Below are 14,907 nucleotides of genomic sequence, written 5' to 3'. Positions count from 1 at the left end.
AGCCGTCGCGGGAGAGACGCCCGCCGCGAAGGGGCCAGGCCGAGGCGGGAGAGAGACGACGATGCCCGTGGATCACGGCGTGAGCGCCGCGCTGGCCAGCCTCGTCCTCGTTCAGGAGGTCAGGGACCGGCGCGCGCGGCTACTGCCGGTAGATCGTCACCGTCGTCGGCATCTTGTGGCCGCCGCCGGCGCAGTTCCGGAAGCTGCCGTCCGCCGCCGGTGAGCCGCAGTGCGCGTCGCACCCGCCGAGGACGTCGACGACGCAGTCCTGCGTGTCCACGCCCGCCCCGCCGCACACGCGGCGGATGAGCGTCGCCCCGGGCGACCTGCACGCGAACCGGAGCTGCTCCGGCGCGAAGAGATCGCCGAAGTAGGCCCCCTCCCGGTGAGGGAACGACTCCCGCTCGACGGGATCCGCGTCAAGGGCCTTGTTCTGGCCACGCATCGAGATGGGGAGGCTCTCCCCGAGGTGGTTGACCCTGGCCAGCATGCAGGCCGACACCCAGCCCTGACATCGTGCGTTGCAGTGCCCGTGCGCCCTGCCCCACGCGGGCGAAAGACCGATGTCCCCCTCGAACACGTGAGTCTCGCCGTCCAGCGAGACCTCCACGGACTGCCCCGCAGGGAGCGCGCAGCCCGCCACGTACGTCAGGAACTCGCGGGCCAGGGGATCCCGCAGCGCGCTCATGACATCGCTGCTGCTCGCGATCGCGGCGCTCGTCAGCGGGTTGCCCGTGAGCGCCGCCGTCGCGAGCCTGTCCGTCGTGAGCGCGCTGGCCGTGAGCGCGTTGTTCGTGAACGCGTTCCGCGTGAACACCGCTTGCGCCGCCGTCTCGCTGTCCTCCTCGACAGGATCGGCTTCATGGATACAGGCCGGCAAGCAGACGCTCACCAGGCCCAGGAACGAGATCGCGAGTACGATACGATTTCGCATAGCCCCCTCAACACAAATGAAACACGCATCAGGAATTTCCTCAACGCATTTTCAGGAGGAAACTTAAGATTCTGCGCCTGCGGTGAGCTCGCGAAAACAGCGAGAGAGCGGCCGATCAGGCGCGCTCGTGGGCGGCGCGCGGACCCCGGGAGAGCCGCTGGCAGGGAGTCCTACGTACGGCGGATCGCAACGTCACGAAGCATCGCTGTCGCCGAGCCACCGCGCCGCGAGCGCGAGCGTCTCGCCGTTGTCGAGCGACGAGAGGAACTGAGCCCGGTAGCGAGGACTCGAGATCTGCCCGGCGCGGGAGAGCACGCTGTGGCGCGCCCGCGTGATCGCGGCGATCGCTTCATCGTGCCTGCCGCTCGCGAAGAGGGCCTCGGCCCGGACGAGCCGGATCAGCGACTCGCCCTCCTCGACCGCGCCGAGCGACTCCAGGAGGGAGAGCGCCTCGCCGGACAGCGCGAGCGCCTCGTCGGCGCGGCCCCTCCGGAGCAGCACGCGCGCGGAGAGGGCCCACGCAGCGGCGCGCAGCGGCGGCGCGCTCTGCAGGAGCTCCGCGGCCGCGCGGGCCTCGGCCTCCGCGGCGGCGAGGTCGCCGCCGAGCAGCGCCGCCTTCGCCAGGTAGGCGCGGGCGACCCCCTCGGCCCGCGGATCGCCCAGCCGCTGGAACGTCGCGATCGCCTCCGCCTCGACCCGCCGCCCCTCGTCGAGATCGCCGCGGGCGATCATCACGTTGCCGAGGTTGCTGCGGGCGAACGCGGCCAGATCCGTGAGCTCCATCTGCTCCGCGGCGCGCAGCGCGGCGCGCAGCGCGGCCTCGGCCCCCTCGTAGTCGCCGAGCTCCATGGTGATGGCGCCCAGGTTCACCCGCAGCGAGCAGGCGTTGCGCCGGTCGCCGCTCCGCTCGAACACCGCGAGCGCCGCCTCGATGCCCTCCAGGCAGGCCCCGGGGTCGCCGGAGGTCATCGCGCGGATGGCGCGCGCCTCGTAGAGCCTGGCGAGCACCTCGACGTCGAGCGCTCGGCCCTCCCCCTCGCTGCGCTCGAGCGCGGCGATGATCCCGTCCGCGGCGGCGTAACGGCCGCCAAAGACGAGCCAGAGGGCCCCCTCGACGAGCGCGATGTCCCTCCGGGTCAGCGCGCCCTCGCGGGGCGACGCGCCCCGCGCCGTCACCACCCAGGACTCGACGCGATCGAGGGCCCCCTGCTTGCCAGCGGACATCACCACCTCGGTCACGGCGGAGTACCAGGACGGCGAGCCCGGCTCGAACAGCGCGATCGCCTCGAGCGCGCGCTGCTCGGCCAAGGCGAAATCGCCGCGCCACACGCGGGCCTCCGACTCGACGAGGAGCAGCCCGCCCGCCTCCGCCCCGGCGGCGCCGCACGCGCGGCCGCGCTCGGCGTGGCGGATCGCGGCGAGGAGGTCGTTGCCGCGCAGGGCCTGCTCCGCGGCGCGCCGGTACCACGCCGCCGCCCGCCCCGGCTCGGCGCCGCGCTCGAAGTGCTCCGCGAGCTCCGCCGCGTCGCCCTTCCCCTCCCCTTCCAGCCACTCGCCCGCCAGCCGGTGACCGAGCTGCCGATCGTAGTCGGTCAGCGCCCCGTACGCCGCCTCGCGCACGAGGCCGTGCCGGAAGCTGTGCTCGGGCTCGGTCGTGCCCGCCTCGCCCGGCACGTCGAGATCGAGCGCCGCGGCCTCGCACGCCGGCGACGCGTCGCGCTCGGGCCCGTCGCCGAGCACCGCGCGCGGGGAGGACGAGCCGGCGGAGGAGAGGCCCTCGCCGCGCGCGCCGCCCCGACCCGGCTGCCGCCTCGGGACGATCACCTCGCGCTCGACGAGCTCGGCGAGCCGGTCCGCCACCTCGGCGTCGGCGCCGCCGAGCAGCGCGGCCACGCCGGCGGGTCGGAAGCTCTGGCCGAAGACGCTCGCCGCCCTGAGCACTCGCCGCGCCTCGGGGTCGAGCGCCTCGAGCCGCGCCTGCACCATCGCCAGCACCGTCTCCGGCAGCGCGGCGCCTCGCCCCTCGGCCGCGGCGCGGATCTGCTCTTCCAGGAAGAAGGCGTTGCCGTCGGCGCGCTCGACCAGCGTGGCGACGACCTCGTCGGTGACCACGTTGCCGAGCGCCTGGCGCACGAGCCGCTCGCTGGCGCGGCGCGAGAGCCCCGTGAGCTCGACCTCCTGCACGCCGCGGCCAGCCCATAGCTTCGGGAACATCTCGCGCACCTCGGGCCGGCCGAGCGCCAGCACCATGAACGGCGCGTCGCGCAGGTTGCGGAGGGCGCTGTTGATCATGGTCACCGTGGGCAGGTCGCCCCAGTGCAGGTCCTCGAGCACGAGCAGCACCGGCTGCGCCGCGCACTCGGCGCGCAGGAACTCCTCCCAGGCGAGGTGCAGCTGATCGCCCATGAGCACGGAGCTCCGGCGCGCCACCCGGAGCGCCTCGCTCTCCTCGTCCGGGAAGGGCGCGCCCACGAGCTCGCCGAGGAACGGCGCGAGGCGGGCGCCGTGCGCGCCATGGCCACCGACGCGCTCGCGGATCTTGCGCTGCACCGCCGCGGCCGGCGCGCCGTCGGCGACGCCGAGCGCGCGCCGGAGCACCTGCGCCAGGAGGCCGAAGGCGGCGCCGGCGCTCATCGGATCGCCGCGCGCGATCCAGACCTCCATCGGCTCGCCCCGCGCCCGGAGGCGCCGGAGCAGCTCGGTGCGCAGGCGCGATTTGCCCAGGCCGGCGGGGGCCGTGACCAGCACCGCGGACGGGGTCTGCTCCTCGATGCACTGGACGAAGGTCGCCTCCAGGAGGGACAGCTCGCGGTCGCGGCCCACGCACGGCGTCGGCTTGCCGAGCAGGCGCGGCACGACCTCGAGGTCGTCGCGCTCGCCGCGCAGGAGGTGGCCGGCGTGATCCGATGCGAGATCGAACCGCGCGCCGAGCAGGCCGGCCGTGACCTCGTCGATGCGGACGACGCCGGGCCGCGCCGCGTCGCCGGCGAGCAGCGCGGCGGCCTGATCGATGAGGTTGCCGATGGGGGAGCGGGCGGTGAGCTCGGTGCGCCCCGAGACCAGCGCGACCGGCGCGCCGCCGAGCAGCACCTGCATCGCGAGCGCGCACCGCGCCCCCCGGGCGGCGAGATCGGTCGGCGCGACGGCGCCGGACAGCACGACGACGGGGGAGCGCGACTCGATGATCTCGAGGCGGCCCTGGTGGCGCTCGGCCAGGGCGCTGAGCGCGCGCACCCGGAGCGCGTCCTCGCCCTCGGACCGGGTCGCGTCGCTGTCGAGCGCGCCGTCGCGGGCGAGGAGGAGGCAGATCATCCGTCGCTCGCCGGTCGTGAGCTCGGGGGCGGGGCCGCCGATCGGCGAGGGGAGGCCGCGCCGCGAGCCGGGCGCGACATCGCCGAGCGACGCGAGCTCGGCGGCCACGGCCGCGCCGTCGCGAGGGCGGTCGCGCGGGGCCTTGGCGAGCATGCGGGTGACGAGGTCGTCGAGCGCGGCGGGCACCTCGCCGCGGAGCTCCCGGAGCCGCGGCGGATCCTCGAGGAGGACCTTCACGAGCACGGAGAGGCCATCGTTGCCGACGAACGGGGGCCGGCCGGTGAGACAGCGGTAGAGGACGCAGCCGAGGGCGAAGACGTCGGCGCGGGCGTCGATGGTGAGCTCGCCGCGCGCCTGCTCGGGGGCCATGTAGCCGGGGGTGCCGAGCATCACGCCCGGCATGGTGAGCTCCTGGCCCGCCTCCGCGACGCGCGCGACGCCGAAGTCGAGCAGGGTGACCTCGTCGACGGAGCCGCCGACGAGCAGGAGGTTGCTCGGCTTGAGGTCGCGGTGGACGATGCCGAGCCGGTGGAGGGCGCCGAGCGTGGCGGCGATGCGCGCGCCGAGCGCGAGGCTCTCGGTCACGGTGAGCGGCTCGCGGAGGAAGCGCTCGGCGAGCGTCTCGCCGGCGAGCCACTGCATGGCAAGGAAGAGGTCGCCGCCCTCGGTCGTGCCGTGGGCGACGTACCCGACGATCCCGGGGTGATGGAGCGTGGCGAGCGCCTGGGCTTCCCGGACGAAGCGGAGCATCTCCTGGGGGCCCTTGCGCTGGAGGATCTTCACGGCGACCGGCGAGCCGGTGAGCCGGTCGCGGGCGCGGAAGACCTGCGCCATGCCGCCGGCGGTCGCGTGGCCCTCGATCTCGAAGCGGTTGCCGACGACGTCACCTGCGCGCATCAGCGGTACCCCCGCGGCGGCTCCGGAGCCGCAGCGCTCGCCAGTGCGGTGCGTCGGAACCCATCGCAGTGGGCGAGGATATCCAGAACCGTGCCGCTTCCAGGCAGCAATTTATCTTGTAAGCAGGGCAACCGTTGCGAGGTACCGGGGAAGGTTTGTCGCGGGGCGATGAAAAGGTGTGCAGGACATTGTGCTCCGTACCACAACGCGTGTCCGGAGCGGTCATTCCCGCGAGCGTCCGTCCTCGGCTCCCGAGAGGGCCTCATCGGCCGGCCTCACCCAGGCGCGCTTTCGCCGACGGCTGCCCCAGTCGTGCACGGGCGCGGCGCCGGCAGGGCCGAGGATGAAGCCGTGATAGGGCTTCTCCGGCTCCTGGTCGGCGGGGTCCTGATAGGCCATCACCGTGACGGACAGTAAAGAGGTTGCCCTCGAGGGCGGCAGATAAGAAGTTCCGGAACAAGCGCGTCACCTCATTGAAGGCGTCGTTCAGATCGCCGGACTGGAGGGGCGTGTCGTACTCGTCCGCTCCGCGCAGGGGAGTGTCTCCGCCGCCCCCCTGCGGGTAAAGCGCTCCGCCGGGACGGCGCGAGGCGCCTGCCGAGCTCACCCGCCCGGCGCGCCGCGGCGCCCGGACCGCGCCCCTTCCTGAAGCCGCTGCCGCCGCTCCGCGTGGCCCGCCGCGCACCGCCGGTCTACCCTACCCCGGTGCGATCCCTTGTTCTGGCCGGCTGCCTCGCGGTCCTGATCCCCGCAGCCGCGACGCTCGCGGTCCCGCACGCCGCGGCCGCGGATTTCGATCCCTCCGGCCGCGGCAAGCGGCCCAGGCCCAAGGCCCCGAAGCCCGGCGGCGGCAAGCCGGGCCCCGCCGCGCAACCGCAGCCCGGACCGCGGCCGCAGCCCGCACCGCGGCCGCAGACGAAGCCCGCGGCAGACGAGAGCGGCGACGCGAAGCGGGGCGGGCCGTCGAGCGACGCGCTGATCGCTCGCTACACGGCCATCGTCATGAGCCAGCCGAGCGCGCCGTTCCCGCTCCAGCGCCTCGCCCAGCTCTACCGCGAGCGCGACGGGAACCTGAAGAAGCTCGTCGAGGAGTTCGAGCGCCGCGCCGCGCAGCCCGGCGAAGGCGCCTGGGCCTCCAAGGTGGTGCTCGCCGGCATCTACAAGCAGGACGGGCGCTACGACGACGCCATCAAGACGTACGAGGCCGCCATCGCCGACCGGCCGACGGACCCGGCGGCGATGATGGCGCTCGCCCAGCTCGAGGCGGACCGCGGCGACAAGGCCCGCGCGCGGGCGCACTACGAGAAGGCGCTGCCGCTGCTCAAGGTCACCGCCGACGTCGAGCAGACCCGGCGCACGCTGCTCGCGCTCTGCCTCGACCTCTCGGACTTCGACGCGGCCAAGGCGCAGCACGATGCGCTCGTGAAGAACGCGCAGGGCTCGCTCTTCGTGAAGGCGGAGCTCGGGCGCGAGCTCTCCGCGCGCGGGCACCACGCGCGCGCCGAGGCCGAGTTCCGCGAGCTCGTGAAGGCCGCGACCGGCGACAACCGGGCGCTCGCGCCGGCGCTGCGCGACCTCGGGCAGGCGCTCGCCAGGCAGAAGAAGATGGACGAGGCGCTCGCCGTGCTGAGGCGGGCGCTCGCCATCGCCGGCAACGCCGCGGGGGTGCGGGCCGAGATCCTCCTCATCATGACCGACGCGTTCCGCGCCGAGGGGAAGCTCGCGGAGCTCATCACCCTCCTCGAGGCCGAGAAGGGGCAGGATTTCCAGCGGCTCTCGACCCTGGGCGCGCTGTACGAGGAGACCGGCGACGTCGACAAGGCGATCGCGATCTACAGGAGGGCGCTCGCGCTCGACGGCAAGCACATCGACACGCGGCTCCGGCTCGTCCACCTGCTCCAGACCGCCGGCGAGCTCGACACCGCGATCCGCGAGTACGAGCTCCTGATCAAGGCGGCCCCGAACAACGCCGACTTCGTGTTCGAGCTGTGCGAGACGCTCATCCAGCGGGGCGATCGGCCCAAGGCGCTCGCGCTGCTCACCCAGCTCGAGGGGCGCGTCGCGGACGAGCCCGAGACGCTCGCGGCCGTCGCCGACTTCTACGAGCGGGTCGAGGAGAAGGACCGCGCCCTCAAGGTGCTCCAGCGGCTCGCCGGGGCCGCGGGCGGCGACCCGAGCCACCTCGTCGACCTGGGCGATCGGTACTTCCAGGCGGGCGACAAGAAGAAGGCGCTGGAGACCTGGGCGCGCATCAAGCAGGTCGTGCCGGGCCGGGCGCGCGCCGCGGCCACCCTCGGCGAGGTGTACCTCGACCACGACATGGCGGCCGAGGCGCTCGCCGCGCTCCGGGAGGCCGCGCAGCTCGAGCCCGCGAACGCCCGCTACAAGAAGGCGCTGGCGATCGCGCTGGAGCGCACCGCGAGCTCGCTCGGCAACGCCGCGCCGCGCTACGGGGAGGCGCGCGAGCTCTGGGAGCAGCTGCTCGCCGGCGCGGGCAACGACAAGCTGCTCGCGCGCGAGGCGCGCGCCCACATCGTCAGCCTCTGGTCGCTCACCCACGAGCTGCCGGGCCGCGTCGGGCCGCTCGGCGCGCGCTTCAACGCGACCCCGCCCGACCTGGAGGCGGGGCGGCTGCTCGCCGAGGTGCAGCGCAAGCTGCACCGGCTGCCCGACGCCGAGGCCACGCTCCGGAAGCTCGTCCAGGCCGCGCCGGGCGACGAGGACTCGCTCCTCGCGCTGGAGCGCGTGCTCGTGCTCCAGCAGAACCTCCTCGGCGCCATCGACGTGCTGGGCAAGCTCGTCGAGGTGAACCCGAAGCGGGCCCGCGAGTTCTACCAGCGCATGGCGCAGTACGCCGCGGAGCTCTACCGCGACGACGACGCGATCCGGTACGCCGCGCGCGCCGTCGAGCTGTCGCCCGAGGACGCGAGCGGCCACCAGAAGCTCGGCGACATGTACCGGAGGCGGCAGGATTTCCCGCGCGCCATCGCCGAGTACCGGCAGGCGCTCACGAAGAACGACCGGCTGTTCCCCGTCTACTTCGACCTGGCCGAGCTGCTGCTCACCGCGGGGCAGGCCGACGAGGCCGACCGCCTCTTCCGGCGGGTGGTGCGGGCGTCGAACGACGAGGAGCTCGTCGCGCGCGCGGCGCGGATGTCGATGCAGGTGAACCTCGGCAGGAGCTCGCTCGAGGTGCTCGAGCGCGAGCTCCTGCCGGTCGCGGTCGGCAACCCGCAGAAGCCGCTCTACCGGCGGCTGCTCGTGGAGCTGTACGGGGCGATGACCTTCCCCCTGATGCAGAAGGTCCGCGCCGACGACCGCGCGACGAGCGCGCCCGCGCGGGCCGAGCTCGCGAAGATCGGCGCGCGCGCGGTGAAGCCGCTGCTCGACGCGCTCGCCGACGAGAAGGAGTCGCAGCAGAAGATCGCGATCGAGGTGCTGGCCTACGTCGAGAACAAGAGCGCCGGGCCGGCGCTCTACAACTTCGCGATCGGGCAGGCGGACAAGGGCCTGCGCGCCCGCGCGATGATCGCGTGCGGCGCGCTGCGCGACCCGGCGATGCTGCTGCGCTACGAGCAGATGCTCGCGCCGAGGGACGCGGCCGCGAGCGTGCTGCCGAACGACGCGGTCGCGGTCGCGGCGACCTGGGGCGTGGCCCGGCTCGCGGCGGGCGGCGGCCGGCCCGCGGCGGCGAAGGCCGAGGCGCTGCTCGCGCGGCTCCTGTCGTCGCCGGCGCCGGAGGTGCGGGCCATCGCGGCGATCGGCCTCGGGCTGACGCACGACCGGAAGCACGCGGCGGCGCTGTCCGCGGTCGCGCGGGCGCCCGAGGCCGGCTCCATGCCGCGCGCGGCCGCGGTCCGCGCGCTGGGCGAGCTCGGGGGCGGCGGCGAGGGGCCCGCGCTGTTCATGTCGCTCGCCGACTCCAGCGAGCCGGAGCTCCGCCGCGCGGCGCTGATCACGCTCGCGCGGCTCGGCGGCGGCGGCGCCTCGAAGGGCGGCGGCCCCGGCGAGGCCGACGTGTCCGCCTCGCCGGGGGCCGCCCAGGCGATCGCGGCCGGCGCGTTCTCGTCGGACGAGGGGCTGCGCGCCGCCGCGGTGTCGGCGGCGGTCGCGCTCACGCGGCGGGAGTACCCGCGCGCGCGCGAGCCGCTGCCCGTACCGGACGGGGCGCTGACGGTGAAGGACGTGCTCGCGGGGCTCGATCCGGATCCGCCCGGCCCCGAGGACCGCGCGGCGGCGCTCGTGGCGCTCGGCCCGGCGCTCCAGAAGGCGGCGGTCGCCGCGGTCGCGACGTCGCCGGAGCGGGCGCTTGTCGTGGCGGACGCGATCCTGTCGCGCGGCGCGGGCGTGCCCGGCGAACGCGGCGCCGCCGGGGGCGGGGCGGCGCTCGGGCTCGCGCCGTTCACGGAGGCGCGCGCGGAGCTCGCCCCGGAGCTGAAGCGGCAGGTGGAGGCGGCGGTGGAGGCGGTCGCGGCCGCGGTCGTGAGCGGGTTCGTGGCGCTCGTGCGGCACCCGGCGATCGAGGTGCGCACGCGCGCGGTGGAGCTGCTCGCGACCCGGCCCGAGCCCGAGGCGCAGGCCGCGGTGGTCGACGCGCTCGGCGATCCGGAGGAGAGCGTGCGGCGGGCGGCGCTCGCGGCGCTCGGCGCGGTCCGGCACGGGCCGACGATCGCGGCCGTCTCGGAGCTCCTGCGGACCTCGCCCAGCTGGCCGCTCCGCGTGCGCGCGGCGGAGGCCCTGGGTCGGCTGGGCGCGCCGGCCGGCGGCAGGTCGGGTCAGGTCGCCGGGACGCTCGGCGCCGCGGCCCGCTCCGACGCGTACGCCTTGGTGCGCGAGGCGGCGGCGCGCGCCCTCGCCTCGGCGGATCGCGCGGCGGCGGCGCCGGTGCTGAAACAGCTCGCGGCGCGCGACCCCGAGCCGCGCGTGCGCCAGGCCGCGGCCGAGCTGATGCGGAGCGCCGCGCCTTGAGCTGCGCCGCTCTGCCCGGGCCGCGGCGCGTCGCGCTGCGGCTCGCGCCGCTCGCCCTGGCCGGCGCCCTGAGCGCGGGCGCGGCGGCCGGCTGCGACGACGTGAGCCGGTTCTCGACGGCCGACGGCGAGGCCTACTGCGGCGCGATCACGCTGGGCGGCGCGTTCCGCGCGGGCCTGAGCCCGCGGGTGCAGATGCGGCTGTGGCTCGACGCGGACGCGCTCGACGGGCCCGAGCCACCGGGCGCCCTGTGGACCTACGAGGCGCCCGACGGGGCCACGCCGGAGCGGCGCCTCCTCGACGGCGCGTCGCTGCGGCCGATCGGCGCCCTCGCCCACGATCCGCTCTCTCGGCTGGAGCTCGGCGAGGGCCGGGAGCGCAACGCGATCTACGCTGTCAGCGCGTCGGATCCGGAGGTGGAGCCGCTGCTCGCGATCCTGTCGCTGCGCACGGACGGGTCGGTCGAGGTCCGCCTGCTCCGGCCGGGCCGGGAGCCGCTCGCGTCGGGCGAGGCGCCGGGGGAGGGACAGCGGCAGGTGTTCGGCAACTTCAGGCTGACGCGGCGGACGGGAACATGCGGGTTCTAGGGATCGAGACATCGTGCGATGAGACGGCGGCGGCGGTGGTGACCGAGGGGGGCGACGTCCTCTCGGACGTCGTGCGCAGCCAGGTGGCGCTGCACGCGCCGTACGGGGGCGTCGTGCCCGAGATCGCGGCGCGCGATCACGCGCGCGCGGTGGTCCCGGTGGTGCGCGAGGCGCTGGCGCGCGCGGGCATGACGGCGGCGGACCTCGACGGCGTCGCGGTGACGTCGCGGCCGGGCCTCGCGGGGGCGCTGCTCGTCGGCATGCAGGCCGCGAAGGGGCTCGCGTGGGCGGCGGGCAAGCCGCTCGTCGGCGTCGATCACCTCGTGGGGCACCTGCTCGCGGTGTTCCTGCGGCGGGACGGCGCGCCGCTGCTGCCCTCGCCGGAGCCGCGGCCGTCGTTCCCGTACGTCGCGCTGCTCGCCTCGGGCGGGCACACGGCGATCTACCGGGTGGACGGGCCTGCGATCGGCGCGATCCGCGAGCTCGGCGCGACGCGCGACGACGCGGCGGGCGAGGCGTTCGACAAGGTGGCGAAGCTGCTCGGCCTCGGGTATCCGGGCGGCCCGGTGGTCGACCGGCTCGCGGCCACGGGGGACGCGGCGGCCGCGGCGGAGGCGGTGCCGGCGCTGATGGCGCGGAAGGAGTCGCTCGAGTTCAGCTTCTCGGGCATCAAGAGCTCTGTGGCGCGCCACGTGGCGAGGCGGGGGCGGCCGGAGGGCCAGGCGCTCCACGACCTGTGCGCGGCGTTCCAGGGCGCGGTGGTCGACGCGCTCGTGCAGAAGACCGTGCGGGCCGCGCGCGCCGAGGGCGTCGAGCGGGTGGTCCTCGGGGGGGGCGTCGCGGCGAACCGGGGCCTCCGGGCGAGGATGGCGGCGGCGTGCGAGCGGCGCGGGCTTGCGCTGTTCGTCCCGCCGTTCGCGAGCTGCACGGACAACGGGGCGATGATCGCGTATGCGGGCGCGCTGCGGCTCGCGGCCGGGGAGCGGGACGCGCTGGATCTCGCGCCGGAGACGAGGACGGCGCTGCCGCGGGTGACCCGGAAGGGGGGCGGCGCGAGGTGAGCGGGGCAGGCCGGTAGCGGGACGTCGCGGGGAGAGCGGGCTGCGGCGACGAGGGCGCGGGGCGCTCGCGTGTGGGGCGGTGGCGGGCGGTGGCGGGCAGTGAATGAGCGGCTCGTGCCGAGGATTACCTCGCACTTGTCCGCTGCGGCGAGCCGTGGTCTGATGAGAGCTCAGGACTCAGGCCGGCCCGCGCTGGCCGTTTTTCCGGCCGCACGGGACAGGACAGCTTGGGAGAGCCGCCCGGCGGGGCGCGAGGGTTGTGAGCCATGCAGGTTGTTCTACCGATTGTGCTCGGGTTGATTGCGGTGGCGTGCGGCGCAGGCGCCGTGTTCCTGCTGATGCAGGTGATGCCGTTGAAGCGGCAGCTGAAGGACGCGAACCAGCACATCGAGGCGCTCCGGCAGGCCAAGGGCCAGCTGGAGCAGGTGCGGGCGCAGTACGCTCAGCTCCAGCAGTCGCTCGACATGGCGCGGGGCGAGGACCGGCAGAAGGTCGACTGGCTCGACGCTCAGCAGAAGGAGATCGACTGGTACAAGAGCGAGCTCGAGAGCCGGCCGAAGATCACGCAGAAGCGGTACAAGATCCTGACGCTTGGCATCAAGTGGACCGGCAAGACGTCGCTCACGCTCAAGTGGGCGAATCCGCTCGTGGATCTCGGCACGCTGCAGGGCACGAAGATCGAGCGTTACGAGCGGACGGTGAGCCACGTCCAGACGAAAGAGGTCTTGACGGAGCACGTGTTCGAGGTCGGCGACTGGGGCGGCGAGCACATCGTGGACGCGCAGCAGGAGCTCATCATGGAGGAGATCCATGGGCTCCTGATGGTGGTGGATCTGGCGGGCAAGGACGGGCTGAAGCTCGAGCCGTCGCGGATCCAGGAGCAGCTCCGGGAGTTTCAGCCGCAGTCGCTGCAGTTCTTCTTCAGCCCGAAGACGCTGGCGTCGTGCAAGGCGGTGGTGCTGTTCATCAACAAGTCCGATGTTCTGTCCGGGACGCCCGCCGAGGTGGAGAAGGAGGCGCGCGGGTATTACAAGCCGCTCATCGACAGCCTGGAGCGGTACAAGAACCACATTGATATCCGGGTGCTTGTCGGGTCGGCGAGCTACGGGCACAGCACGCACCATCTGTTCTCGCACTTCGTGGAGCGCATCCTCCCGAAGAACGCGTACGACCCGCAGCTGCTCCAGCGGATGAAGCAGGACATGGGGCCGAATCCGGCGCTGTCGCGGACCGCGCAGCTCCCTGCCCCGCAGATGCCGCAGCAGGTCAGGCCCAATGTACGGTAGCGAGGGCGCCTCGGGGTATGTGATCCCGCGGTATCGCGCGCCTGCGGAGGCGTCGTGGTATCACGTGCTGCACGGGAACATCCCTGGGCATCAGATCGATTTCATGTACTGCCCCGAGGTTCCCCAGGGGGCGCTCACGACGACGCATTTCAGCCACCTGGCGCGGCTGATGAAGTACATCGAGCCGGCGACGGGGGCGACGCATGCGTTCGCGATCGGCAACCTGTCGCGCGACGACACGCAGCATGAGCCGGGGCACGGGGCGGTGGGGCTCATCTTCGGGTTCCGGATCGGCGGGGCGATCGATCACGCCGGGCGTGGGAATCCGCCGTTCGCGCACGGTCTCGTCGCGGTGGATCGGGACCTCGGTTACACGTCGCTCCTGGAGGCGTCGGCGACGTTTTACCGGCATGTGATGAACGCGACGGAGGTCAACTCGTCGGCGGGCATGTTCTACCGCGAGTACGCGGGCGCGGTGCGCGAGGCGCCGGAGCGGGTGGCGCACGTGCTGGAGCGGTATGTCGAGGAGTTCGGGGATCTGCCGTACCTGCGGCGGAGCAGCGCGACGTGGGACTGGGTGGCCGACGAGGGGGCGCTGCCGAAGCGCGTCGTGATCGTGCACAAGCACGATGAGCCGTTCGGCGCGATCGCGCATGCGGCGGCGAAGATCGCGATGGTGCTGTACCGGTCGAACATCAAGTGGACGTCGATCACGAGCGGGCGCGAGGCGGATATCCCGGGTGGGGTCTCGGTGCGGTTCGTGAGGGAGCGCGACATGACGATGGAGGACCGGCACGGGGTGCTGATCCGGATCGAGGACCTCGCGGAGGACGAGGGGGAGATCGCGCGCAAGGTGTTCGGGGCGCGGCCGCAGGGCGAGCCGGGGGACAACAAGCCGCAGTTCGGGGGTTGGCGCGAGCGGTACGCGGCGCAGCAGGCGGGAGGCGCGGCGCAGTTGGTGCAGACCGCTGGAGGGGCGATGCCTGCGGGGCCCGTGTCGGAGCGGGGGCGGGCGCCGTCGGCGTCGCCGCCGGCGCAGCGGCGGGTCGAGTGGGGCGAGGCGCACGCGTCGGAGGGGCCGAGCGCGGGGCCGGCGTCGCAGGCGATGGGGCCGAAGGGGACGCTGGTCATCGATGCGGAGCAGCTGCTGCGGGACACGGGGCTTGTGGAGGCTCGGCCGGGCCATGCGATGAGCGGGGGTACGGCCGCTGGACGACCGGCGGTGGGCGGCGGGGCGCCGATGGCGAGCGGCTCGGCGGACGCGGCTCGGCGGGGGGCGGGGGCGGGGCCGCCGCCCTTGCCGAGCGCTGCGGGCAGGGGCGCGCCGCACGCGCCGGTGCTGTCGTCTGTCGCGGCGGGGGTGAACACGGCGGATGACGACCTCGGGGACATTCCCATCGTCGTCGAGCAGCCCCGGACATCGCGGAAGGCGCTCTGGGCGGTCGCGGGGCTCGGGTGCGCCGTCGCGGCGGGGGCTGTTGCGTGGGTCGTTGTGTCGAAGGGTCCGGGAGCGCCGCCGGCGCCGCCGCCGGCGGTGGCGCCCTCGGCGGCCCCGGAGCCGGAGCGCGGGACGCCGGGGGCGAGCGTGAAGGAGGGGGCGGAGACGGCGGCGCCGCAGGCGACGGGGGCGGCTCCGGCTGCGGGGCAAGCGGCGCCGCCGGAAGAGGCGGCGAGCGCCGAGGGGGATCCGCAGGCGAAGCCGCCTGCGTCGGCGTCGACGGCGGGCCAGCCGCGGAAGACCGGCGGCGGGAGGTCGGGTGCGAAGCCGTCTGCCGCGCAGCAGCAACGCGGGAAAGAGTCAGCGCGCGAGCCAGAGGACCAGAAGCCTGTGGGCGCGATTCAACCGAAGGTAAAGTTTTGAC

8 protein-coding genes are annotated in these 14,907 nt (G+C 74.4%); 5 read left to right on the top strand and 3 right to left on the bottom strand.

Annotated features, from left to right (window positions below; translation table 11 throughout):
* Positions 1-139: 139 nt before the first annotated feature.
* From WME75_RS08430 to WME75_RS08420, 3 genes are all read right to left on the bottom strand, one after another.
* The gene (locus WME75_RS08430) at positions 140-934 is read right to left on the bottom strand and encodes a hypothetical protein (RefSeq protein WP_437488259.1); all 795 of its coding nucleotides are present in this window, start codon (positions 932-934) and stop codon (positions 140-142) included.
* 192 nt (positions 935-1,126) lie between these two features.
* Complete coding sequence (locus WME75_RS08425; protein WP_437488256.1) at positions 1,127-5,143, bottom strand: protein kinase domain-containing protein; 4,017 nt, start codon at positions 5,141-5,143, stop codon at positions 1,127-1,129.
* 222 nt (positions 5,144-5,365) lie between these two features.
* Entirely contained in the window at positions 5,366-5,545 is a 180-nt protein-coding gene (locus tag WME75_RS08420) for a hypothetical protein (RefSeq protein ID WP_437488253.1), read from the bottom strand.
* Between the two features lie 303 nt (positions 5,546-5,848).
* Between WME75_RS08420 and WME75_RS08415 the strand changes: the two genes are divergently transcribed.
* The 5 genes from WME75_RS08415 (at position 5,849) to WME75_RS08395 (ending at position 14,906) form a co-directional block, all read left to right on the top strand.
* Positions 5,849-10,111 (top strand): HEAT repeat domain-containing protein, encoded by a 4,263-nt coding sequence (locus WME75_RS08415; protein WP_437488250.1) that lies wholly within the window; start codon positions 5,849-5,851, stop codon positions 10,109-10,111.
* Positions 10,108-10,698, top strand: coding sequence for a hypothetical protein (locus tag WME75_RS08410; protein WP_437488248.1), 591 nt, complete (start codon positions 10,108-10,110; stop codon positions 10,696-10,698). The genes WME75_RS08415 and WME75_RS08410 overlap by 4 nt, the downstream gene beginning before the upstream one ends.
* On the top strand, positions 10,686-11,759 hold the full coding sequence (gene tsaD / locus WME75_RS08405) for a tRNA (adenosine(37)-N6)-threonylcarbamoyltransferase complex transferase subunit TsaD (protein WP_437488245.1): 1,074 nt from the start codon (positions 10,686-10,688) through the stop codon (positions 11,757-11,759). Before WME75_RS08410 ends, tsaD begins: the two co-directional genes overlap by 13 nt.
* Positions 11,760-12,025: 266 nt before the next feature.
* Positions 12,026-13,045 (top strand): hypothetical protein, encoded by a 1,020-nt coding sequence (locus tag WME75_RS08400; RefSeq protein ID WP_437488242.1) that lies wholly within the window; start codon positions 12,026-12,028, stop codon positions 13,043-13,045.
* Positions 13,035-14,906 carry a hypothetical protein gene (locus WME75_RS08395; RefSeq protein ID WP_437488239.1) on the top strand — a complete coding sequence of 624 codons (1,872 nt, stop codon included), beginning with the start codon at positions 13,035-13,037 and terminating at the stop codon, positions 14,904-14,906. Before WME75_RS08400 ends, WME75_RS08395 begins: the two co-directional genes overlap by 11 nt.
* Position 14,907: the final 1 nt, after the last annotated feature.

Source organism: Sorangium sp. So ce1014, from assembly GCF_051521505.1.
Taxonomy (GTDB): Bacteria; Myxococcota_A; Polyangia; order Polyangiales; family Polyangiaceae; genus Sorangium.
This window is presented reverse-complemented; position numbering and strand designations above follow the sequence as displayed.

Excerpts from the sequence above, each read along its gene's own strand:
- WME75_RS08430 (WP_437488259.1), bottom strand. The coding sequence starts at position 934 with ATGCGAAATCGTATCGTACTCGCGATCTCGTTCCTGGGCCTGGTGAGC.
- WME75_RS08425 (WP_437488256.1), bottom strand. The coding sequence starts at position 5,143 with ATGCGCGCAGGTGACGTCGTCGGCAACCGCTTCGAGATCGAGGGCCAC.
- tsaD (WP_437488245.1), top strand. The coding sequence starts at position 10,686 with ATGCGGGTTCTAGGGATCGAGACATCGTGCGATGAGACGGCGGCGGCG.
- WME75_RS08400 (WP_437488242.1), top strand. The coding sequence starts at position 12,026 with ATGCAGGTTGTTCTACCGATTGTGCTCGGGTTGATTGCGGTGGCGTGC.
- WME75_RS08395 (WP_437488239.1), top strand. The coding sequence starts at position 13,035 with ATGTACGGTAGCGAGGGCGCCTCGGGGTATGTGATCCCGCGGTATCGC.